Here is a 20,006-nt window from a genome sequence, read left to right on the forward strand (position 1 = left end):
GAAAAAGTGGCATCAGCCAAATGCCTTGACCCAAGCCAGCGGCCGGTAAAGCCAACTGCGCACCCGCACCCGGCCCGGCTTGGGGTTTTCGATGCGCAACTGCTCCGGCTTGGGCTTGCCGTGGAACACCAGCACCGCCGGGGCCGGCTCGATCCAGTCCATGCGGTAACGCAAATCCACCTTCCACGAGGCGGCCAGGTTGGGGTGCAGGTCTTGCAGGGCGCCCCTGATCTGGCCGCTGTCGCGGATAAAGTCCTGGTCGCCCCAGCCGGTGCGGCCCGAATAGGCGTGCAGGTTGGCCTGCGTGTCTGCCAGAAAGCGCTCCAGTATGTTGCGGTAGTTGCCGTTGACCAGCATCACGCTGGAATTGAAATCGCGGCCCTTGAAGCCGCGCAGCAGCCACAGGCCGGGCGGCGCGTCGGTGAGCGGGCTGCGGGTGATGAACACATCGAGGTCGATGTACAAAAAGCAGCGCTCGGGCAGGTCAAAAATTTCCAGCTTGGAAAACCAGCCCGGCAAATCGTGTTGCAGCGCCCGGCGCTCCACGCCTGCGGGCATGTCGGGCAGGTCGGTCAGGCAAATCAGGCGCGCACCGGGCGCGTGGCGCGCCAGTTGCTGCTGCAGCGCCGCCACGTGGGGCACGCCGTATTCGCCGCCGCTTTTGCAAACGCACACCACGGTATCGCACAGCCGTGTGGGGCCGCTGGGCGCAAGGCGGGAGGGGATCATTGCGGTGCAGGGTAGTGGGGTAAAAATGGGTGGCGCTTATTTTCGCACACGCGTCTGCACCACCCCATGCGGCAGAATGGGTGGCGCCTCGATAGCAACGCTGCGCACATGAAACACCGTGGTCTGACACCGTTTTCACCAGTTGAGCCACACGCGCCCTCGTTTTTTTCATCGGGCACCTTGTGCTCGTCTGGGACCATGCATTTACTGGCAGATTTACTCAGTCAACTGAGTAAAATTACTCATTATGCTGAGTAAACCCCCTGCACCCTTCCAGCGCCCGCAGGCCGCCGTGCTGGCGGCCCGCTTGGTCGAGCCGCGCCGCTTCATCCAGGTGGTGGCCGGTCCGCGCCAGGTGGGCAAATCCACCCTGGTGCAGCAGGCAAGCGAAACCCTGCCGTTGCCGCTGCGCTATGCCAGCGCCGACGAGCCCATGCTGCGCGGGCCAGACTGGATTGCCCAGCAATGGGAGGCGGCCCGGCTTTTGATCGCCAGCCCCGAGGGGGCGGTGCTGGTGCTCGACGAGATTCAGAAAATTCCGGCCTGGTCCGAAACGGTCAAGCGCCTGTGGGATGAAGACACCCGCTGCAAGCGCCCGCTCAAGGCGGTGCTGCTCGGCTCGGCGCCGCTCCTGATTGCCCAGGGGCTGACCGAAAGCCTGGCCGGGCGCTTTGAAACCATTGCGGTGTCGCACTGGTCGCTGGCGGAAATGCGGGCCGCCTTTGGCTGGTCGCTGGATGAATTTGTGTTTTATGGCGGCTACCCAGGTGCGGCCCCGCTGATTGGCGAGCCCGCACGCTGGGCCCGCTATGTGGCCGACAGCCTGATAGAAACCTCGATCTCGCGCGATGTCTTGCTGCTCAACCGGGTGGACAAGCCCACCTTGCTGCGGCGCCTGTTCGAGCTGGTCTGCCGCTATTCGGGGCAGGTGCTCTCGTACACCAAAATGCTGGGCCAACTGCAGGACGCCGGCAACACCACCACGCTGGCGCATTACCTCACGCTGCTGGCGGGCGCTGGCATGGTCTGCGGCTTGCCCAAATTTGCGGGTGATGTGGCACGCAGCCGCGCCTCCAGCCCCAAGCTGCAGGTGCTCAACACGGCGCTGATGACGCTCATGAGCGGCCTGACGCTGGACGAGGCCCGCAGCGACCGCGAGTTCTGGGGGCGGCTGGAGGAATCGGCCGCCGGGGCCCACTTGGCCAACGCGGCCATGCGCGGCGAATGCGCGCTGCATTACTGGCGTGATGGCAACCTAGAGGTCGATTTCGTGGTGCAGACCGGGCCCCGCGTGATGGCCATCGAAGTCAAAAGCGGCCGCGCCCCGCTGGCACACGCCGGCACGGCCGCCTTCGCGCAGGCATTCAAGCCGCAGCGCAGCCTGCTGGTGGGTGGCGATGGCATCGCGCTTGAGGATTTTCTGCTGCAGCCGGTGGGGCACTGGGTGAAGGCATGAGCGCATCGACCGGCGCATGTCAGAAGAGTTGTCGCATCGGCGGCTCAAACTTCCGACGCATTACAAACGCGCTACACTGGCAGCCATGAAATCCGCCACACTGCCTGCCGTCCGTGTCGAGCCCGATCTGCGCAACGATTTAGAGGCGGTGTTGGGCGCGACCGAAACCATCAGCGCCTTCGTTGAAGAGGCGGTCCGCAACGCGGTGAACTACCGCCGCACACAGGCCGAGTTTCTGGCCCGCGGCGAGCAGGCTTGGCAAGATTACCAGCGCACCGGGCAGTCGCGCCCAGCGGCCGAGGTTTTTGATCAGATTCAAGCGCGCATCGACGCCCGGCGCCAGGCATTGCACAGCAAGCCGTGACGAACGGGCCTTACGAAGTTCGGTTCACCCTAGTGGCCGAGCAAGACCTGTTGCGACTGGCCGATTTTTTGCTGCAACGCGCTCAGAACCTCGAAGACCTGCACCGAGCCGAGGAAGTCATGCAAATTCTTCGGCAAACCATTGAAATCCAGCTTGCAACCATGCCTTGGTCGTACCGAAAAGCGGCACCGGGCAAGCGCAGCACCCGACGCGAGCTGGTGGTGCCCACCGGCTCCTCTGGCTACGTGGCGCTCTACGAAATCGAGTCCAGGCACTGCGTGCTGGTGCTGGCCGTGCGCCACCAACTCGAGCAGGACTACCACTAGACCATCGGGGGCCGAAAAACCGTGGTCTGACCTGCTCATCGAGGCTAAAGTTTGACCTGTGTAGTCAGAACCAAGGGTGAAGCGATGCACACATGGCAAATGCAAGAGGCCAGGGCGCGCATGTCGGAAGTGGTCAGGCGCGCCCAGACGCAGCCCCAAGACATCACCTGGCACGGCAAGTCGGTGGCCGTGGTGATTTCGCGCGAGGTGGCCTTTTGAGCTACCTGATCGGCACCCATGTGCTATCTGAGTTACGGCGCAAGTTGCCCAACCCCGGCGTGCTGGCATGGTTTTCGCAGCGGCCGCCGCCCACGGCCTCAAGCAAAGCGAACTTGCCGAGATCGGCAGCCAAGGCGTGGTCTCTGAAATCCTGACCGGCAAACGCGAGCTCAACATTCGGCGAGTGCGGGCGCTGAGCCGGCGCTTCGGGCTTGCGGCCACGACCTTTGTTTAACTGGCTCAAACCGAGGGAAGCCGGGGCAAACGTGGTCTGAGACCGATTTCCCACGGCCCCACTGTGGCGCAGGCGCAACAGGTGTGGCGATAAATCCGGCCCAAAGCGCGACACCGGCCCCGCTTTCTGGTTCAATACACCCTAGCTTCAGAAACACAGAAGCTTCGGCACGGCGGCCCAAAGCCCCGGCCATTCATCAACCTTGGAGAACTTTTCAATGAAAAAGACCCTGATTGCTCTGGCCGCACTCGCCGCCACCGGTGCTACCCTCGCTCAATCCAGCGTGACCATCTATGGCCGCATGGACCTTGGCATGTCGTCGGTTGAGACCACCAGTGGTTTTGGCGCTGGTGCAACAACTTCTGAGGCATTCTCGCTGGCTGGCGCCGAAGGCGTCCGCACTGGCAGCCGTTTGGGCTTCCGCGGCACCGAAGACCTCGGTGGCGGCTTGCGCGCTGGCTTCACCTACGAAATCGGCATCAACGCCGACCGCAACGCTCTTAACGGCGCATCGCCTACTGACAACGCCCGCACCCGCTTGGCCAACATGACCCTGTCGGGTGGCTTCGGTACCGTGGTTGTCGGCACCTTCATGAACGCCTTCGACACCGCCCGTGCCTTCAGCCCGGCAACTGCAAACGTTCCTGGTGGCGACTTCGTGTTCCGCAACGGCGCCGCCACCGTCGAGCGCTTTGACAGCCGTACACAAAACGCCGTTGCCTACGTGTCGCCCGCATTCAGCGGCTTCACCTTCTCGGCTGGCACGGTGAACGAGGAAGTTAACTCTGGCACCAGCGCCCGCAAGTACGACGGCATGATCCTCGGCTTGGGCTACGCTCAAGGTCCTCTGCGAGCTCAGTTTGCCTTCGGTCAACTGGATGTGGGTTACCACGTGCCCCTGACTCTGGGTACGCCTACTGCTCCGATCAACGCCGAAGTCCAAAACTGGGTTCTGGGTGTGACCTACACCCTGCCGCAAGTGGTCGTGTCCTTCATCTATGAAGACACCCAGCAGTCGGTTGGCCCAACCACCACCCGTGAGCAAGATGCATGGGAAATCGGTGCTCGCTTCCCGATGGGCGCTTTCGCTCCTTACATTACCATCGGTGGCGGCGAGATCACAACGCGTGCTGGTGGCACTGATACGACGGCTGCCAATTTTGGTAGCAACAACATCAGCTCTTGGCAGATCGGAACCACCTACAACCTGAGCACCCGCACGTTTGTTTACGCCGCCATCGGCGAAGACCAGCGCGACCTCGCCAACGGCACCAACAACGTCAAGCGCGACGGTTTTGCCATCGGCCTCGTCCACAACTTCTGATTCTACTAGTCGGGGAAATAGGTGGCTGACCGCGGTTTGCCTCCCTTTCTCTAGCCTAGTCCAGCCTACCGGCTACCCTGCCTAGCAGGGCAGTCGGGTAGGCGAAAGACAGAAGCCTTAAAACCCCCAGCGCCTCACGGCCTTGGGGGTTTTTTCTTGGCAATTGCACATCTGGGGCTGTCACACAAGTTACATATTAGGGGGTGCGATGCGGGTATGCCAGCTTGTGCTTCGCCCGCTGGGGTGTTGCAATGCAGGGCGACTTGGTGGTTTCCACCCGAGCGCAGCCGCACGTTCGCACGCCTTGGCGTGTGTTCACCACCCCTTAGGAGACAATGCCTGTGAAAAAAACCCTTATCGCCTTGGCGGCCCTTGCCGCCACTGGGGCCGCCGTGGCGCAAGCCAGCGTCACCGTCTATGGCCGCATGGACCTCGGTTTGTCCTCGGTTGACACCACAGCCGGCACCACCCCTGCCACCGACGCCTTTTCCTTGGCTGGTGACCAAGACCGGTGGACCGGTAGCCGCCTCGGGTTTCGCGGCAGCGAAGACCTTGGTGGCGGACTGCGCGCCAATTTCACTTACGAAATTGGCATCAATGCCGATCGCAATACCCCGGCCGGCATTTCGCCGGCAGACAACGCCCGCACCCGCCTAGCCAATCTGAGCCTTGCTGGTGGTTTTGGCACTTTCGTTGTGGGCACCTTCATGAACGCCTTCGACACCGCACGTGCCTTGAGCCCGGCCAACAACACCATACCCGGTGGGCAGTTCACCCAATGGCAAGCCGCCGCCGGCAGCGAACGCTTCGACGGCCGCAGCCAAAACTCCTTCGCCTACGTGGCCCCGGCCATCAACGGCTTGACCTTCTCCATGGGTGGAGGCAGCGAAGAAGCTGGCGCTGCCCTCAAGTTCACGGGTTACACGCTCAACCTGAACTTCAACCGTGGCCCCTTGGTGGCGCAGTTTGCCTACGGCGACCTTGACATGGATTTGCCTGTCGTGGCCGATATGCAAAACTGGGCCTTGGGTGTGCGCTACAACTTTGGCCCAGTGGTGGCATCTTTCATCTACGAAGACAGCCAGCGCGATGTGGCCGGCGTGCGCACTTTCAGCGCCAACAGCTGGGAAATCGGGGCCCGCTTCCCCATGGGAGCCCTGGCCCCTTACATCACCTTTGGCCAAGGCGAGCGCAACACCGACGACATCGACGGTTGGCAGATCGGCACCACCTACAACCTGAGTCCACGCACTTGGGTCTATGCCGCCATCGGTGAGGCGCAGCGCGAATCAGCCACAGGCATCAACGTGCGCAAGGAAAGCGGATACGCCATCGGCTTGGTCCACACCTTCTGATCCCCTTGGCCGCGTAGAAATCCATTCCCGCCCCCGGCCACTTTGCCAAGCAGTGCAGCCGGGTAGGCCAATGACAGAAGCCTTAAAACCCCCAGCGCCTCACGGCCTTGGGGGTTTTTTCATGGGCTCCAAACCTGCACAAGCGCTACCATTGCTTGGTTTCAGTGCAAGTCCGGCACCTGCGAAAATAATGTAACTGCAATAAGCGACATGCAGATCGAGTTCGACCCCGATAAGCGCGATCAGACCCTCGCGCACCGTGGCTTGGATCTTTGGGTTGACCCGGACGACGCCCCGGATCTGACAGACGACTTCTTCGAACAAGGCGAGTGGAAAATCGGGGAGCGGTCGGTTTCGCCGGAAGCGGGCGCGGCTGCTATGCGTGCGGCGCTGTCCCGTGGCCGCCCCAAGGCGCAAAGCACCAAGCTGGCACTGACGGTGCGCTACGACGCAGAAGTGGTCGAGGCATTCAAGCTGACCGGCAAGGGTTGGCAGACAAGGATGAATGACGCCTTGAAAGATTGGCTGCAAACGCATACGCCTGCATAGCGGGGAAATCGGGGGAAATACAATCTGGCCCATGCCGCACCCCCACGACACGGGTTACAAATTCCTGTTCTCACACGCCGAGCTGGTGTGCGAGTTGCTCGAAGTCTTGGGGGAAATCGGGGTCAGACCACGGCTTCCCCAGTCTCCTACGGCTTGATCTGCTGATGCGACAACTATTCTGACGCATGGGGCAATCCTTCGACAGGCTCAGGATGGGCGGATTTCAGCCCGAACGGTACAAAGAAGAATGCGTGAGCCGGGCTTGGCCTTGCCCTGTTTTTTGCTCACGCCAGTTCGATGCGCAGACTCTTACCCAGCGCCTGGGCGGCACTGGAGAGGGTGGTCAGGGTCAGGCTGGTGTCGGTCTCGTCGAGCAAGCGGTTCAGCGCCGCACGGCTGGTGTGCATTTTCTCGGCCAGCGCGGTTTTGCTTAAGTGCTGGGCTTTCATTTCCTGAGCAATCTGCCAAGCAACAACGCGCTTGATCGCTACGGCGCTGGTTTCATCGAGCACGGCGTGGTCGGCCAGGAAGTCATCAAAGTTGCTGCCGATGTGTGGGTTCATAAGGCGATCCTGAGTTGTTGCAGACGACGCTTGGCAAGGTCGAGTTCGTCGGGGGGTGTGGCTTGTGACTTCTTGATGAAGCCGTGCAGCAAGACCATCGTGTGAGCGACCAGGGTAAACAAAATCCGAGCAATGCGGGTCTTTGAGGTGAACACGAATCTCCCACAGGTCTTTGGCCAATTTGCGAACCAAGGGCATCCCCAGCGGCCAGCCGAACTGCACCGTCTTGATGTCTTCGCCGATGGCGCGGCGCTCGCTGGCAGGCAAGGACTTGAGCCATTCGCGTACAGGCTCGCTGCCACTGCTGGAGGCGTAGAAGCGAACATCCAATATGGGCGTACTCATGCATGCGAGTGTACCAACTTTGGTACACAAGGCCAATAGGTTCAGGGGAAATCGGGATCAGACCCAATGCTGTTCACTTAACTATCTCCGGCGTCCAATCCTGCCTCAGGTTGAGCGGCTCATCCCCCTTGCGTGCATATTCCGGCGAACGTGACCGCTGATTCCGGCAACGTGACCGGCATTCCGGTGAACGTGACCCAGGGTTCGGTGTTGCGCGTTTTGATTCTATGCCGGCTTGCTTTTCCGGCTGTTTTTCTTTCTTGATATGGGGTTTTTTATCAATTCATTGGCCCCTGCCAAGCCGCCGGAGGCGCCCCCCCGATCGTGTCGGCTCAGTTGACGGGGCTGCCTTTGGCTGGCTGGCTCTTCTTGCGCAGCGACTCGCCCGTGAGCGTGAAACGGTGATGTCTGAGCACTCCTTGCCTGATGGCCACCCCAATGCGCCTCTTTGTGGCAGCAACAGGGTGATTTTCCTCCGAGCGGGCGTAGTGCTTCGGCTTTGTTGCTTGACCGTGTTCAAGCGCAGCATCAGCGTCATCGGATGCTGCGGTGACTCCTGAAAGCCATAGTGCTCGTAGCACTGCTTGGCACGGTCGTGCAGGGCGTGGACGAGCAGCGCCCGGACACCCGCATTGTGCGCAACGCTCACCGCGCGATCAAAGGCGTCCTGCAGCATAGCGGCTCCAAGCTTGATGCCTTGGGCCCGATGGTCGACGGCCAGCCGGGCCAGAACCATCACTGGAACGGGATCGGGCATATTGCGTCGCACGCTGCTGCTTGCTGCCTGATGTGAAACCGCAGCTGCAGCCAATCACACGAGCCATCGCGGCGCGCGACCCTTCGACGGCCATCTACCTGTTTGGCTCTCGTGTTGACGACGGAGCGCATGGCGGCGACCTCGACATTCTGGTGCTTTCCAAGGCGATAGGCTTGTGGGATCGGCTGGATATTCTTGCCGACCTGCACCGCAAGCTGGGTGAGCGGCAGATCGATCTCGTGGTCTTCCCCGATCTTTCCAAGCCCTTTGCACGCATTGCAGCCAGAGAAGGGGTGCGGCTGTGACCCACCCTGACAAAATTCTTTTGCTGCTTGAAGAGTGCGAAAATTTGCAGTCCGCATCGGCCCATCTGAGATTTTCGATGGAGCGAACGCGAGATCTGATGTTGGACCAGATCGCCAAGCAGGCCGCAGTCTATTGCGAGGCCCTGATCAAGCGCGTGCAGGCACCCTGAGTGCACCGGGCTTTGGTGGGTTCTTGAAATTTGGCTTGACAGGATGCTGGATAAGTGGTTATGCTGGCGCAACCATGAGAATAGTTGTGGACACGTCTGTTCTGGTTGCCGCTGCACGCTCCCGGCAGGGTGCCAGCTTTGCCTTGATCAGCAGGCTGCCAGACCCGCGTTTTCAGATTGCCCTGTCGGTGGCCCTCTACACCGAATGGCAGGCTGTATTGACCAGACCGGAGCACCTGCCGCCGGGGCTCGGGCCTGAGGATGTTCTGGCTTACCTGCGCTACCTCACCTCTATCGCTCACCTGCAGGAGGTGTACTACCTGTGGCGCCCGTTTCTGCGCGATCCCGATGACGACATGGTGCTTGAATGTGCGGTGGCCTCGGGCAGCCAGTATTTGCTGACACACAATATGCGCGACTTTCAGCGGATCGGCGAACTGGGGGTGGCCCCCATCACCCCGGCATCTTTTTTGGCTTTGTTGAGGAGTTCACCATGACCGCTCTGACCGTGCGTTTGCCAAATTCGGTGCATGCCAAGATTCGTGAACTGGCTGCGCGCGATGAAATCTCGGTCAACCAGTTCATCGCCAGCGCTGCGGCAGAAAAAATGTCATCAATGCTGACCTTGGACTATTTGCGCCATGAGGCAAACCTAGGCCGGCGCGAGGATTTCAAGCGCTACCTCAATGCCGTACCGGACGTGCCGGATGAGGCCGACAAGGTTTAGCGAGGAAACCACGGGTCAGGCCACGGTTTTCACCCTCCTTCGAGCCTGCCTTCAGCCATGGCGCGCGCGGACGCTTCGGTGGCAGCGGAAAAGCGTGGCTATCCCCACTGCCCCTCGGTGGCCTCGGGCAGCCAGTATCTGCTTGACGCATGTAGCCTTTAAGCTACAATGACCGCGTGCACGAATTGCGCCACTGCATCGATCCCGCTGGGCAAGATCTGTTTGCCGGTTGGTTGGATCACCTTCGGGATTGAGTGGCTCAGGCACGCGTCGCCGCGCGCATGTTGCGCTTGCAAAATGGCAACTTCGGCGACTGCAAGCCGGTAGGCTCTGGCGTGTGGGAGTTGCGTGTGGATTGGGGCTCGGGTTACCGGGTTTACTACGCCCTTGCCGACAAGCGGTCACAAGCCAAAGATATTGAGCGGGCGCTCCAGCGCTGGGACGAATGGCAAACAAGGAGCAATCGATGAAAACTTGCGCCAAGCATGATGATTGGTTGATGGGCCAACTCGCAGATGCCGAGTTTGCCGCCGAGTATCTGAACGCTGCCAGTGAGGACGATGACCCGGCAAGCTACCTTTCGGCATTGAGGAAGGTTGTCGAAGCCCGGGGCGGCATCGCCGGGGTGGCAGAGAAAACCCACTTGTCGCGTGAAACCCTGTACCGCACTTTGTCGAGCCGGGGCAATCCAACGATTCGCACACTCCATGCCGTGCTTAAGGCGACGGGTTTGAAGTTCGGTGTTTCAGCGAACGCGTGCTGAAGAGGAACTTGGGGCATCGGAGGCAAACCCAGGCCAGCGCGAGGATTTCGAGCGTTACCTCAATGCCGTACCGGATGCGCCGGATGCGGCCGACAAGCTCACAGCCGCACCGGTATGCCGCGCGCGGCCAGGCACTGTTTGGCTTGCGCCACGGTGTGCTGGCCGTAGTGGAAGATGCTGGCGGCGAGCACGGCGTCGGCCCCGCCGAGCTGGATGCCGTCGGCCAGGTGCTCCAGGCTGCCCACGCCACCGGATGCGATGACGGGGATTTCGACCGCGTCGCTCACGGCGCGGGTGAGTTCAAGGTCGAAGCCGCTCTGGGTGCCGTCGCGGTCCATGCTGGTGAGCAGGATTTCGCCCGCGCCATAGGCGGCCATTTGGCGCGCCCAGGCCACGGCGTCGAGCCCGGTGAGGCGGCGCCCGCCGTGGCTATAGACGTCCCAGCCCGGGCCCACGGGGGTGCCGTTGGGGCCTAGGCGCTGCAGGGCGTCGGCGGGGCTGCGGCGTTTGGCGTCGATGGCCACCACGATGCACTGCGCGCCGTATTTGGCCGAGGCGGCGCGGATGAGCTCGGGCTCGGCGATGGCCGCGGAGTTGAAGCCGACCTTGTCGGCCCCGGCGTTGAGCAGGCGGCGCACATCGGCCACGCTGCGCACGCCGCCGCCCACGGTGAGCGGAATAAAGACCTGCGCCGCCACGGCTTCGATGATGGGCAGGATGAGGTCGCGGCCGTCGCTGGTGGCGGTGATGTCGAGGAAGGTGAGCTCGTCGGCGCCCTGCTGGTTGTAGCGGGCGGCGATTTCGACCGGGTCGCCGGCGTCGCGCAGCTCCAAGAAGTTGACGCCCTTGACGACGCGGCCGCCGGTGACGTCGAGGCAGGGGATGATGCGCTTGGCGAGCATGGGGGCTTTGGAGTGGGGCTTAGCCGTTGAGCTCGTCGGCCAGGCGCTGGGCGGCGGCGAAGTCGAGCACGCCGTTGTAGATCGAGCGCCCGCAAATCACCCCGGCCACGCCTTCGGGTTCGAGCGCGCACAGGCGGCGGATGTCGTCTAGCCCGGCCAGCCCGCCGGAGGCAATGACCGGGATGCTGAGCGCCTGCGCCAGCCGCAGCGTGGCTTGGGTGTTGATGCCGCAACCCATGCCGTCGCGCCCGATGTCGGTGTAGATGATGGATTCGACGCCGTAATCTTGGAATTTGCGCGCGAGGTCGAGCACTTCGTGGCCGCTGAGCTTGCTCCAGCCGTCGGTGGCGACTTTGCCGTCGCGCGCATCGAGCCCGACGATGATGTGGCCGCTGAAGGCGCTGCAAGCGTCTTGCAAAAAGCCGGGGTTTTTCACGGCTGCGGTGCCGATGATGACGTAGCGCAGGCCGATGTCGAGGTAGCGCTCGATGGTGTCGAGGTCGCGGATGCCGCCCCCAAGCTGGACGTCGATCTCGTCGCCCACTTCTTTCAAAATGGCGCGGATGGCGGCCTCGTTTTTGGGCCGCCCGGCAAAGGCACCGTTGAGGTCCACCAGGTGCAGGCGGCGCGCGCCTTGGTCCACCCAGCGCCGCGCCATGGCGGCCGGGTTGTCGCCGAATACGGTGGTCAGGTCCATGTCGCCTTGTTGGAGGCGCACGCATTGGCCGTCTTTGAGGTCGATGGCAGGAATGAGCAGCATGGCGGTGGCTAAGGGCTTGGTGGCTGGAGGGGGTGGGTGGAATGGGGCGCGCTTTTCAGGGCTGCCAGCGCAAAAAGTTGCGGTACAGCGCCAGCCCTTGGTCGGCGCTTTTTTCGGGGTGGAACTGGGTGCCAAACAGGTTGCCGTGCGCCAGCGCGCTGGCAAAGGGGCTGCCGTAGTGGGTGTGGCCAGCGCAGTGCGCCGGGTCGGCTGGCTGGGCGTAGTAGCTGTGCACGAAGTAGTAGTGGCTGCCGTCGGGGATGCCGTGCCAGAGCGGGTGGGGGTGCGGGTGCGCGGCAGGGGCGGCGGGGGCAGAGGCGGAAGGGGCCGGGCCTTGCCAGACCTGGTTCCAGCCCATTTGCGGCACCTTGTAGCGGCTGCCGTCGGGCTGGCGCTGGCCTTCGAGCCTGAAGCGGCGCACTTGGCCGGGAATGAGCCCAAGGCCGGGGGTGTCGCCCTCTTCGGAGTGGTCGAGCAGCATCTGCATGCCGACGCAGACGCCAAACAACGGCTTGTGGGCGGCGGCGTGGCGCAGCGCGGGCAGCAGGCCGCTGCGTTCGAGTTCGGCCATGCAGTCGGGCATGGCGCCCTGGCCGGGCAGCACCACGCGGTCGGCCTCGCGCAGGGCTTGCGCGCTGCCGGTGACGATCACCTCGCAGGCGCCATCAAGGCCGAGCGCGGCCTGGCGCAGCGCTTGGGCCACCGAGCGCAAATTGCCCATGCCGTAGTCGAGCACGGCGACGGTCTGGCGGTTCATCTGGGGGCCAAGCTGAATAAGGGGAGCGGGAAAATTAAAGCGAGCCCTTGGTGGAAGGCACGGCGTTGCCTAGGCGCGGGTCGGGCTCGAGGGCGGCGCGCAGGGCACGCGCAAAGGCCTTGAAAATGGTTTCGCACTGGTGGTGCGCGTTGACGCCCTTGAGGTTGTCAATGTGCAAGGTAATGCCAGCGTGGTTGACCAGCCCTTGGAAGAACTCGAACACCAGTTGGGTGTCGAGCTGGCCGATGGCGGCGGCGGTGAACTGCACCTCCATGTGCAGGCCCGGGCGGCCAGAAAAATCAACCACCACGCGGCTCAAGGCTTCGTCCAGCGGCACATAGGCGTGGCCGTAGCGGCGGATGCCGCGTTTGTCGCCCACGGCGCGCGCCAGCGCCTGGCCGAGCGTGATGCCGATGTCTTCCACGGTGTGGTGGCCGTCGATGTGCAGGTCGCCGCTGCATTCGATTTCGAGGTCGATCAGGCCGTGGCGGGCGATCTGCTCCAGCATGTGGTCGAGAAAGCCGATGCCGCTGCGCAGGCTGGCGCTGCCGCTGCCGTCGAGGTTGATGGCTACGCGGATGTGCGTCTCGAGGGTCTGGCGGGTGACTTCGGCTTGCCGCATGGGGCTTTGGGATTGGTGAAGAATGAAGGCCGTTCGGGCGGGATTTGCAGCGCCCCATGATACCATTGAGCCCACCCCCTGCCCCACCCTCTGCCCCATCCATGAGCCGCTACTGGAGTGCCGTCGTCCACGGCCTGACGCCCTACGTGCCGGGCGAGCAGCCCAAAATCGCCAACTTGGTCAAGCTCAACACCAACGAGCACCCCTACGGCCCCTCGCCGCTGGCGCTGGCCGCCATCCAGGCCGCTGCCGACGACGGCCTGCGCCTCTACCCCGACCCCAACGCCGACGCGCTCAAGGCCGCGCTGGCGCAGCGCTTTGGGCTGGCGCCGCAGCAGGTGTTTGTGGGCAACGGCTCCGACGAGGTGCTGGCGCACGCCTTCATGGCGCTGCTGCGGCACGAGCAGCCGCTCTGGCGCCCAGACGTGGGCTACAGCTTTTACCCGGTCTACTGCGGCCTGTACGGCTTGCAGCAGCGCGCCATTGCGCTGGCCGACGATTTCTCGATCCGCCCCGCCGACTACCTGCCGCAGGGCGGGCAGCAAGCCGGGGCGATCGTCTTTGCCAACCCCAACGCCCCCACCGGCCGCCTGCTGGGCTTAGATGAGGTGGAGCGCATCGTGGCTGGCAACCCGCAGGCGGTGGTGCTGGTCGATGAGGCCTACATCGACTTTGGCGGCACCAGCGCAGCGGCGCTGCTGGGGCGCTACCCGAACCTGCTGGTGGTGCAGACCTTTTCCAAAAGCCGCTCGCTGGCTGGGCTGCGGGTGGGCTTTGCGCTGGGTTCGGCGGAGCTGATCGAGGGGCTGGAGCGGGTGAAAAACAGCTTCAACTCCTACCCGCTGGGCCGGCTGGCGCTGGCCGGGGCGCTGGCCTCGGTGCAAGACGAAGCGCACTTTCAGCGCAGTTGCCAGCAGGTGATGGATACGCGCGCCGCGCTGGTGGCCGAACTGGAAGCGCTGGGCTTTGCGGTGCTGCCTTCGGCCGCCAACTTCGTGTTTGCGCGCCATCCGCAGCACGACGCGGCGCAACTGGCCGCCGACCTGCGCGCACGCGCGGTGCTGGTGCGCCACTTTCGCGCCCCGCGCATCGAGCAGTTTTTGCGCATCACGGTGGGCAGCCCGGAACAATGCGCGGCGCTGCTGCAGGCGCTGCGGGGTTTGGTGTAGGGCGCTGGGGCTGGAGCGCTTGGGGTGCGCTTGATCTTTGCGCCTAAGTCGCCTTTGCGCCATAATCAATTTACAGTCTAGGAGCCGATCATGAGTGTTGCCTTGTCCCCCTTGGTGTCGGAGTTCGAAACCGCCGAACAAGAAGCCAGCTACACCGCCTGGCTGCAAGCCAAAGTGGCGGCCAGCTTGGCCGATCCGCGCCCGCCGATTCCGCATGATGAGGTGATGGCCGAAATGGATGCCCTCATCGACGCGATCCAAAGCGAAGCCCTGCGGAGCACCTGAGTTGCTGCCTATCATCTGGCGGACTTCGGCCCGCGACGATCTGGCGCACATTCTGCGCTACATCGCCCAAGCCAACCCGCAGGCGGCGCGGCGCATGAGGCACCTGCTGGAAGAATCTGTGCTACCCCTCTCGCAGCACCCCTACCTGTACCGCAGCAGCGAGCGCGTGCCGGGGCTGCGCGAACTCGTAGCCCACCCCAATTACCTCGTGCTGTACCGGGTGGCCGCCACGCGCATCGAGGTGGTGAACGTGGTGCATGCGCGGCGCGAGTTCCCGGCGCCGCCCGGGCTGGATTAAAGCGCGGGCTTGGCTGCTGGCCTGTAGCGCGCTTAGGCGGTAGCGCTTGATGCCCTTAGGCTCCCGTGCTACCATGCACTGGCTTTGTAACACAAGGAGCAGCGCATGAGCGAAGCCACGTTTACTTTCCGTGTCGATGAGGCCCTGAAAACCGAGTTCAGCAGCGCCGCCAAAGCGCGTGACCGCAGCGGTGCGCAGTTGCTGCGCGACTTCATGCGCGAATTCGTGCAGCAGCAACAAGAGGCGGCGGCGCGCGACGCTTGGTTTAGGCAGCAGGTGCAGATCGGGCTGGATTCGGCCAATGCCGGCCATTTGGTTTCGGCCGAGGAGGTGGAGGCCGAAGCCGCTGCTTGGCGCGAACAAACGCGGCGCGGACTCGCGGGCTTGACTGCATGAAGCTGGTCTGGACCAGAATAGCCAGCGCCGACCGCAAAGCCATCCGCGAATACATTGCGCGCGACAACCCCGCGGCCGCCGTGTCCCTCGACGAGCAGTTTTCCGAAAAAGCCCGCCATCTGCTCGATCACCCCAAGCTGGGCCGCGCCGGGCGTGTGGCCGGTACGCGCGAACTGGTGGCGCACCGCCACTACCTCTTGGTCTATGACCTGGAAGGCGACTGGGTGCGTGTGCTGCGGGTGCAGCACACGGCGCGGCAATGGCCGAATCCGGCCGCGCAGCCTCCCCCAGCTTGATCCCTGCACCCCCATGAACCACCCGCCCTCGATGCACTCCCTGCCCCAGCCTTACCGCGCCGTGGTGTGCGGTGCCAGCGGTGCCATCGGGCAGGCTTTTGTGGCCGCTTTGCAGCGCGATGCGCGCTGCGCGCAGGTGATCGGGCTGTCGCGCCAAAGCCAGCCGGCGCTGGTGCTCGAAGACGAATCCAGCATCGAGCGCTGCGCGGCGCACGTGGCCCAAGCGGGCCCCCTGCACCTGCTGCTGATCGCTACCGGCGCCTTGAGCATCGACGGCCGCGGCCCGGAAAAGCGCCTGGCGGCCCTGAGCCCCGAGGGTTTGCGGCGCGCCTTTGAGGTCAATGCCATTGGGCCGGCGCTGCTGCTCAAGCACTTGCTGCCGCTGCTGGCCAAAGACCAGCGCGCCATCGTGGCGGTGCTGTCGGCGCGTGTGGGCAGCATCGAGGACAACCACAAGGGCGGCTGGTGGAGCTACCGCGCCTCCAAGGCGGCGCTCAACCAGTTGCTGCAAACCAGCGCCATCGAAGCCACGCGGCTGCGCCCGCAAGCGGTGTTTGCGGCGCTGCAGCCGGGCACGGTGCGCTCACCGCTGTCGGCCGCCTTTGCCGCACCCGAGCACTGCATCGAACCCGCCGAAGCGGCCACGCGCCTGCTGCGCGCACTCGATGCGCTGCCGGCTTTGAGCCGGGCCCAGTTCATCGACCACCAAGGCGCGCCGATTGCTTGGTAGCGCCTTTACAGCGCCTTCATAGCGCCTCGATGCGCTCCAGCGTGTGCGCCGCCTGCTCGCGCAACGCCGCGCGCGCCTCGGGTGCCATGCGCTGCAGGTTGCGATAGACCAGACTGATGCGGGCATTTTGCCCCAGCCGCTGCGCGTGGCGCTCGAAAAAATCCCAATACAGAGCGTTGTAGGGGCAGGCGCGGGCCCCAGTTTTGAGGGCCGGATCGTAGGGGCAGGTGCGGCAGTGGTCGCCCATGCGCTGCAGGTAGGCGGCGCTGCTCACGTAGGGCTTGCTGGCCAGCAGGCCGCCGTCGGCAAACTGGCTCATGCCCAGTGTGTTGGGGGCCTCGACCCACTCGAAGGCGTCGATGTAGATGCCCAAATACCAGCGGTGCAGCGCCTGCGGGTCGAGCCCAGCCAGCAGGGCAAAGTTGCCAATCACCATCAGGCGCTGGATGTGGTGCGCGTAGGCGTTGCGCAATGAGTTTTGCAGCGCCGCCGCCATGCAGGCCATGCGCGTCTGGCCGTTCCAGAACCAGTGCGGCAAGGGGCGCTGGTGCGCGAGCGCGTTGCAGTTGGTGTAGCCCGGCATCTGCGCCCAATAGACTCCGCGCACGTATTCGCGCCAGCCCAGTATCTGGCGGATGAAGCCCTCGGCGGCGGCCAGCGGCACCTGCCCGGCGCGCCAGGCTTGCTCGGCGCGCTGCACCACTTCGTGCGGACGCAGCATTTTGACGTTGAGCGCAAACGAGAGCAGGGAGTGAAACAGCGTGCCATGCTGGCTCGAGAGCGCATCTTGAAAAGCCCCGAAGTGGGCCAGCCGGTGCTCGATGAAGTGGTCGAGCTGCTGCAGCGCCTCGGCGCGGTCGATCGGCCAGCGCAGGGCGGCGGCGGACGGCTCGCCCATGCTCTGCACCCCGCTGGCGCTGATGAGGTGCCAGAGCGCGCTGTGGTCGTGCACCGGGCGCGCATCGGGCGGCACCGGGGGCTGACCGCGCCAAGGCTGGCGGTTGTCGGCGTCAAAATTCCATTGCCCGCCTTCGGGCTGGCCCAGCGCATCGAGCAACACCCCGTGCTCTTGCCGCAGGCGGCGGTAAAAGTGTTCTTGCCGCCATTGCTTGCGCGCCCCAAAAAACTGCGCCGCCGCATGGCGCGGGGTATAAAAATGCCCACTGCCAACCCGGCGCGTGGCCAGCCCAGAGCCCGCGCACCAGGTGGCCAACTGCTGGTCGAGGCGCCACTCGTCGGGCTCTTGGTACTCGAAGGCCCGGGCCTGGTGCTGCTGGCAGAGCCAGGTTAGGCAGTCGCTCAGGCACCAAGCCTGGACCCCGGTGCCGCTGCCGGGCTGGGGCTGGGGCTGGGCCGCAGGGCCGGCCGCGCTGCCCGTGCCTAGGGGCGCGTCGATGCCCACATAGCGCACCCGGTGCCCTTGCGCGGCCAGGTGTTGCGCCAAGCGGCGCATGGCAGCAAAGATCGCCAGAATTTTTTGCGCGTGGTGCCGCACGTAGTCGGTTTCTTGGCGCAGTTCGAGCAGCACATAGACCACGCCCGCATCGACGCGGCCAAACCAAGCGTGGTCTGGGTTGAGTTGATCGCCCAGCAGCAGGCGCAGGGTGTGCGCTGGGGCCGCATCGGCGGGCAGCGGGGTTGCGGCATCGGGTGCCCTTGCGCAAGTGGGGCTGGGGGTGGACAGTGGGTGCGGTGGCATGCAGGGTCGAATTGGAACAGGCAGGTTATGCCAATGGGTGAGCCATGTGGCTGGAGGGTCTAGCCACTTGTAGGGCGTGCAGGGGCACCAGGCTGGCTGCGGCGGCAGCGCTCGGAGCAGTAGCGCACCTGTTCCCAGTCGCGCTCCCATTTTTTGCGCCACACAAAAGGCAGGCCGCAGCAGGCGCAGATTTTTTGCGGCAGTTGGGATTTTTTGCGCATTTTCATGGATGGATCAAGCCTCAAAAATCCAGCGCCATCTGCTGCGGCCCGCTAGCTGGAGGAGCTGGAGCGCGGCTGGGTGCTGCTGCATCGGCCGGGCGGCTGCTGCCCTTGCGCGCGAACGGCGCTTTGCGTGAGCCGTGTCGCTCCACGATCGCGGCTTTGGCGGCGCGCACCTCAGGTTGTGCGCGGCGTGCGTGCAGGCGCGCTTTGGCGCTGCGCGTGGCCGCCTGCAAATCCACCAGCGGCAGCGCCAGATCCACGCCCACTTGCACCCCGCAGTGCGCCTGCACGCTGGCGGGCATGCGCCAGGGCTCGAACAACCACGCATCGGGCACACGGCGCATGACGGGCAACCAGTGCCGCACAAAATGGCCTTGCGGATCGTGGTCTTGCGCCTGCTTGATCGGGTTGTAGACGCGGGTGGTGTTGATGCCGGTGGTGCCGGCTTGCATCTGCATTTGGCTCCAGTGGATGCCGGGCTCGTAATCCAAAAACTGCCGCGCCAGCCACAGCCCCACTTCGCGCCAGTGCAGCCACAGGGGGTAAGCCGCCACCGACACCAGCATGGCGCGCATCCGAAAATTGAGCCAACCGGTCTGGCGCAGCATGGCCACGCAGGCATCGACCATCGGCCAACCGGTGCGGCCCTGCATCAGCGCCTCGAAATGCGCGGGGTTCCAGTCGGGCTCGCGCAAACCGTCGTAGCCACGGTGCAAGTTGGCGTGTTCGAGCGCCGGTTCGCTTTCGAGCTTTTGGATGAAGTGGCAGTGCCAATGCAGCCGGCTCAAAAAAGCCGCCAAACCCTGGCGCTGGCGCGCCGAAGTGCCGGGGTCGGCCATGTGCGAGCGGGTGGCTTGCACCACCTCGCGCAGGCTCAAGCCGCCCAAGGCCAAATGCGCCGACAAGCGCGAACAGGCCGTGGGCGCGCTCAAGGGCGAGGAAATGCCGCCCCGGTAGGCGGCGCTGCCGCTGTGGGCAAAGCGCTCCCAGTCTTGCAATGCCTGCTGGCGCCCGCCGCGCTGGCGCAGCGGCGCCAGCCAAGGGTCCAGCCCCAAGGCGCTGGCCGGGGGCAAGTCGGCCACCTGCCACACGGCGCAGGGCGCGCCGGGCCCCAAGCTGCTGGGATCGGCTAGTGCCGCCGCCACGCCACCACGAGCGAGGTCACCGGCGCTGGCCCAGCGCACCTGGGCGGGCTGCGCAAAGGTGGGTCGCGCCATCTGGGCTTGCCAGTGCGGCAACCACTGGCTGCGCAGGCGCAGGGGGCGCAGCACGCCAAACTGCACCTGCTCGTGCCACGGCACCTGGTGGGCGCGGCACCAACGCGCCACGGCGCGATCGCGCGCGTAGGTGTGCGCGTTGCCGGTTTCTTGGTGCGAATGCAGGGCCGCTACGCCCGCGTGCTGCTGCAGCCAATCCAGCGCGGGCAACACCTCACCCACCCACAACAGCAAAGCCGCTCCTTGCGCTTGCAGATCGGTTTGCAGGTCTTGCAAGCACTCGCGCAAAAAGGTGTAGTGCAAGGCGGCGGCATCGGGTTGCGCCCACAGGCTGGGTTCGAGCGCGTACAGGCACAGCACCGATTGGCCATCGGCAGCCGCACATTGCGCCGCATGGACCAGGGCTTCGTGGTCGTGCAGGCGCAAATCGCGCTTGAACCAGAGCACGTGGTAGGCCATGCGCG

29 protein-coding genes and 1 pseudogene are annotated in these 20,006 nt (G+C 64.3%); 19 read left to right on the forward strand and 11 right to left on the reverse strand.

Going from position 1 to position 20,006, the window contains the following annotated elements:
• Nucleotides 1-12: 12 nt before the first annotated feature.
• On the reverse strand, nt 13-729 hold the full coding sequence (locus SRAH_RS04345) for a glycosyltransferase family protein (protein WP_029462132.1): 717 nt from the start codon (nt 727-729) through the stop codon (nt 13-15).
• 247 nt (nt 730-976) lie between these two features.
• Between SRAH_RS04345 and SRAH_RS04350 the strand changes: the two genes are divergently transcribed.
• From SRAH_RS04350 to SRAH_RS04385, 8 genes are all read left to right on the forward strand, one after another.
• Nucleotides 977-2,185, forward strand: a complete 1,209-nt coding sequence (locus tag SRAH_RS04350; protein ID WP_029462133.1) for an ATP-binding protein — start codon at nt 977-979, stop codon at nt 2,183-2,185.
• Between the two features lie 85 nt (nt 2,186-2,270).
• Nucleotides 2,271-2,549, forward strand: a complete 279-nt coding sequence (locus SRAH_RS04355) for a YlcI/YnfO family protein (RefSeq protein ID WP_029462134.1) — start codon at nt 2,271-2,273, stop codon at nt 2,547-2,549.
• Nucleotides 2,546-2,875, forward strand: coding sequence for a type II toxin-antitoxin system RelE/ParE family toxin (locus tag SRAH_RS04360; protein WP_045476132.1), 330 nt, complete (start codon nt 2,546-2,548; stop codon nt 2,873-2,875). Before SRAH_RS04355 ends, SRAH_RS04360 begins: the two co-directional genes overlap by 4 nt.
• An 84-nt stretch (nt 2,876-2,959) precedes the next feature.
• Nucleotides 2,960-3,094: a type II toxin-antitoxin system prevent-host-death family antitoxin gene (locus tag SRAH_RS04365; RefSeq protein ID WP_029462136.1), complete on the forward strand. Its 135-nt coding sequence runs from the start codon at nt 2,960-2,962 to the stop codon at nt 3,092-3,094.
• A 67-nt stretch (nt 3,095-3,161) separates the two neighbouring features.
• Nucleotides 3,162-3,329: a helix-turn-helix domain-containing protein gene (locus SRAH_RS12590; protein ID WP_076606982.1), complete on the forward strand. Its 168-nt coding sequence runs from the start codon at nt 3,162-3,164 to the stop codon at nt 3,327-3,329.
• Between the two features lie 217 nt (nt 3,330-3,546).
• Nucleotides 3,547-4,653 carry a porin gene (locus SRAH_RS04375; RefSeq protein WP_029462137.1) on the forward strand — a complete coding sequence of 369 codons (1,107 nt, stop codon included), beginning with the start codon at nt 3,547-3,549 and terminating at the stop codon, nt 4,651-4,653.
• A 341-nt stretch (nt 4,654-4,994) separates the two neighbouring features.
• Entirely contained in the window at nt 4,995-6,008 is a 1,014-nt protein-coding gene (locus SRAH_RS04380) for a porin (protein WP_171816028.1), read from the forward strand.
• Nucleotides 6,009-6,218: 210 nt separating this feature from the next.
• Entirely contained in the window at nt 6,219-6,557 is a 339-nt protein-coding gene (locus SRAH_RS04385; protein ID WP_045476134.1) for a BrnA antitoxin family protein, read from the forward strand.
• Nucleotides 6,558-6,841: 284 nt separating this feature from the next.
• On the opposite strand, the gene SRAH_RS04390 is transcribed toward SRAH_RS04385, so the two are convergent.
• The 3 genes and pseudogenes from SRAH_RS04390 to SRAH_RS12955 all read right to left on the reverse strand — a co-directional run bounded on the left by SRAH_RS04390 (nt 6,842) and on the right by SRAH_RS12955 (nt 8,222).
• Complete coding sequence (locus SRAH_RS04390; protein WP_029462140.1) at nt 6,842-7,120, reverse strand: helix-turn-helix domain-containing protein; 279 nt, start codon at nt 7,118-7,120, stop codon at nt 6,842-6,844.
• Nucleotides 7,117-7,465: pseudogene (locus SRAH_RS04395) on the reverse strand (type II toxin-antitoxin system RelE/ParE family toxin). The gene SRAH_RS04390 and the pseudogene SRAH_RS04395 overlap by 4 nt, the downstream one beginning before the upstream one ends.
• A 283-nt stretch (nt 7,466-7,748) precedes the next feature.
• Complete coding sequence (locus SRAH_RS12955; RefSeq protein ID WP_369403333.1) at nt 7,749-8,222, reverse strand: GNAT family N-acetyltransferase; 474 nt, start codon at nt 8,220-8,222, stop codon at nt 7,749-7,751.
• Nucleotides 8,223-8,254: 32 nt separating this feature from the next.
• Here SRAH_RS12955 and SRAH_RS04405 point away from each other — a divergent pair, with 32 nt between their 5' ends.
• The 5 genes from SRAH_RS04405 to SRAH_RS04430 all read left to right on the forward strand — a co-directional run bounded on the left by SRAH_RS04405 (nt 8,255) and on the right by SRAH_RS04430 (nt 10,187).
• Nucleotides 8,255-8,527, forward strand: coding sequence for a nucleotidyltransferase family protein (locus SRAH_RS04405; protein WP_045476136.1), 273 nt, complete (start codon nt 8,255-8,257; stop codon nt 8,525-8,527).
• A gap of 256 nt (nt 8,528-8,783) precedes the next feature.
• On the forward strand, nt 8,784-9,194 hold the full coding sequence (locus SRAH_RS04415; RefSeq protein ID WP_197537851.1) for a putative toxin-antitoxin system toxin component, PIN family: 411 nt from the start codon (nt 8,784-8,786) through the stop codon (nt 9,192-9,194).
• A complete protein-coding gene (locus tag SRAH_RS04420; protein WP_029462144.1) occupies nt 9,191-9,424 on the forward strand; it encodes a toxin-antitoxin system HicB family antitoxin in 234 nt (77 codons plus the stop codon). The genes SRAH_RS04415 and SRAH_RS04420 overlap by 4 nt, the downstream gene beginning before the upstream one ends.
• 281 nt (nt 9,425-9,705) lie before the next feature.
• A complete protein-coding gene (locus SRAH_RS13235; protein WP_439645536.1) occupies nt 9,706-9,894 on the forward strand; it encodes a type II toxin-antitoxin system RelE/ParE family toxin in 189 nt (62 codons plus the stop codon).
• Entirely contained in the window at nt 9,891-10,187 is a 297-nt protein-coding gene (locus tag SRAH_RS04430; protein ID WP_029462145.1) for an addiction module antidote protein, read from the forward strand. Before SRAH_RS13235 ends, SRAH_RS04430 begins: the two co-directional genes overlap by 4 nt.
• Nucleotides 10,188-10,285: 98 nt before the next feature.
• On the opposite strand, the gene hisF is transcribed toward SRAH_RS04430, so the two are convergent.
• The 4 genes from hisF to hisB are packed head-to-tail and all read right to left on the reverse strand — an operon-like array spanning nt 10,286 to nt 13,228.
• Complete coding sequence (gene hisF, locus SRAH_RS04435) at nt 10,286-11,089, reverse strand: imidazole glycerol phosphate synthase subunit HisF (RefSeq protein WP_029462146.1); 804 nt, start codon at nt 11,087-11,089, stop codon at nt 10,286-10,288.
• Between the two features lie 19 nt (nt 11,090-11,108).
• Complete coding sequence (hisA, locus tag SRAH_RS04440) at nt 11,109-11,849, reverse strand: 1-(5-phosphoribosyl)-5-[(5-phosphoribosylamino)methylideneamino]imidazole-4-carboxamide isomerase (RefSeq protein ID WP_029462147.1); 741 nt, start codon at nt 11,847-11,849, stop codon at nt 11,109-11,111.
• A 55-nt stretch (nt 11,850-11,904) separates the two neighbouring features.
• Nucleotides 11,905-12,606: an imidazole glycerol phosphate synthase subunit HisH gene (gene hisH, locus SRAH_RS04445; protein WP_029462148.1), complete on the reverse strand. Its 702-nt coding sequence runs from the start codon at nt 12,604-12,606 to the stop codon at nt 11,905-11,907.
• A 34-nt stretch (nt 12,607-12,640) separates the two neighbouring features.
• Nucleotides 12,641-13,228 (reverse strand): imidazoleglycerol-phosphate dehydratase HisB, encoded by a 588-nt coding sequence (hisB, locus tag SRAH_RS04450; RefSeq protein ID WP_045476139.1) that lies wholly within the window; start codon nt 13,226-13,228, stop codon nt 12,641-12,643.
• A gap of 101 nt (nt 13,229-13,329) precedes the next feature.
• Here hisB and hisC point away from each other — a divergent pair, with 101 nt between their 5' ends.
• The 6 genes from hisC (at nt 13,330) to SRAH_RS04480 (ending at nt 16,402) form a co-directional block, all read left to right on the forward strand.
• A complete protein-coding gene (gene hisC, locus SRAH_RS04455) occupies nt 13,330-14,397 on the forward strand; it encodes a histidinol-phosphate transaminase (protein ID WP_029462150.1) in 1,068 nt (355 codons plus the stop codon).
• Between the two features lie 90 nt (nt 14,398-14,487).
• On the forward strand, nt 14,488-14,682 hold the full coding sequence (gene relB / locus SRAH_RS04460) for a type II toxin-antitoxin system RelB family antitoxin (RefSeq protein WP_029462151.1): 195 nt from the start codon (nt 14,488-14,490) through the stop codon (nt 14,680-14,682).
• A 1-nt stretch (nt 14,683) separates the two neighbouring features.
• The gene (locus SRAH_RS04465) at nt 14,684-14,980 is read left to right on the forward strand and encodes a type II toxin-antitoxin system RelE/ParE family toxin (protein WP_029462152.1); all 297 of its coding nucleotides are present in this window, start codon (nt 14,684-14,686) and stop codon (nt 14,978-14,980) included.
• A gap of 105 nt (nt 14,981-15,085) precedes the next feature.
• Nucleotides 15,086-15,376 (forward strand): CopG family ribbon-helix-helix protein, encoded by a 291-nt coding sequence (locus SRAH_RS04470; RefSeq protein ID WP_029462153.1) that lies wholly within the window; start codon nt 15,086-15,088, stop codon nt 15,374-15,376.
• Nucleotides 15,373-15,672 carry a type II toxin-antitoxin system RelE/ParE family toxin gene (locus SRAH_RS04475; RefSeq protein ID WP_029462154.1) on the forward strand — a complete coding sequence of 100 codons (300 nt, stop codon included), beginning with the start codon at nt 15,373-15,375 and terminating at the stop codon, nt 15,670-15,672. Before SRAH_RS04470 ends, SRAH_RS04475 begins: the two co-directional genes overlap by 4 nt.
• A gap of 13 nt (nt 15,673-15,685) precedes the next feature.
• The gene (locus SRAH_RS04480) at nt 15,686-16,402 is read left to right on the forward strand and encodes an SDR family NAD(P)-dependent oxidoreductase (protein ID WP_231849305.1); all 717 of its coding nucleotides are present in this window, start codon (nt 15,686-15,688) and stop codon (nt 16,400-16,402) included.
• 16 nt (nt 16,403-16,418) lie between these two features.
• On the opposite strand, the gene SRAH_RS04485 is transcribed toward SRAH_RS04480, so the two are convergent.
• The 3 genes from SRAH_RS04485 to SRAH_RS04495 are packed head-to-tail and all read right to left on the reverse strand — an operon-like array spanning nt 16,419 to nt 20,001.
• Nucleotides 16,419-18,101 carry a cryptochrome/photolyase family protein gene (locus SRAH_RS04485; protein ID WP_082039839.1) on the reverse strand — a complete coding sequence of 561 codons (1,683 nt, stop codon included), beginning with the start codon at nt 18,099-18,101 and terminating at the stop codon, nt 16,419-16,421.
• Nucleotides 18,102-18,160: 59 nt separating this feature from the next.
• Nucleotides 18,161-18,322, reverse strand: a complete 162-nt coding sequence (locus SRAH_RS11985; protein ID WP_076606984.1) for a DUF2256 domain-containing protein — start codon at nt 18,320-18,322, stop codon at nt 18,161-18,163.
• Between the two features lie 20 nt (nt 18,323-18,342).
• Complete coding sequence (locus SRAH_RS04495; RefSeq protein WP_029462157.1) at nt 18,343-20,001, reverse strand: cryptochrome/deoxyribodipyrimidine photo-lyase family protein; 1,659 nt, start codon at nt 19,999-20,001, stop codon at nt 18,343-18,345.
• Nucleotides 20,002-20,006: the final 5 nt, after the last annotated feature.

Origin of the sequence: Serpentinimonas barnesii (assembly GCF_000696225.1) — a bacterium.
GTDB classification, from domain to species: Bacteria; Pseudomonadota; Gammaproteobacteria; order Burkholderiales; family Burkholderiaceae_C; genus Serpentinimonas; species Serpentinimonas barnesii.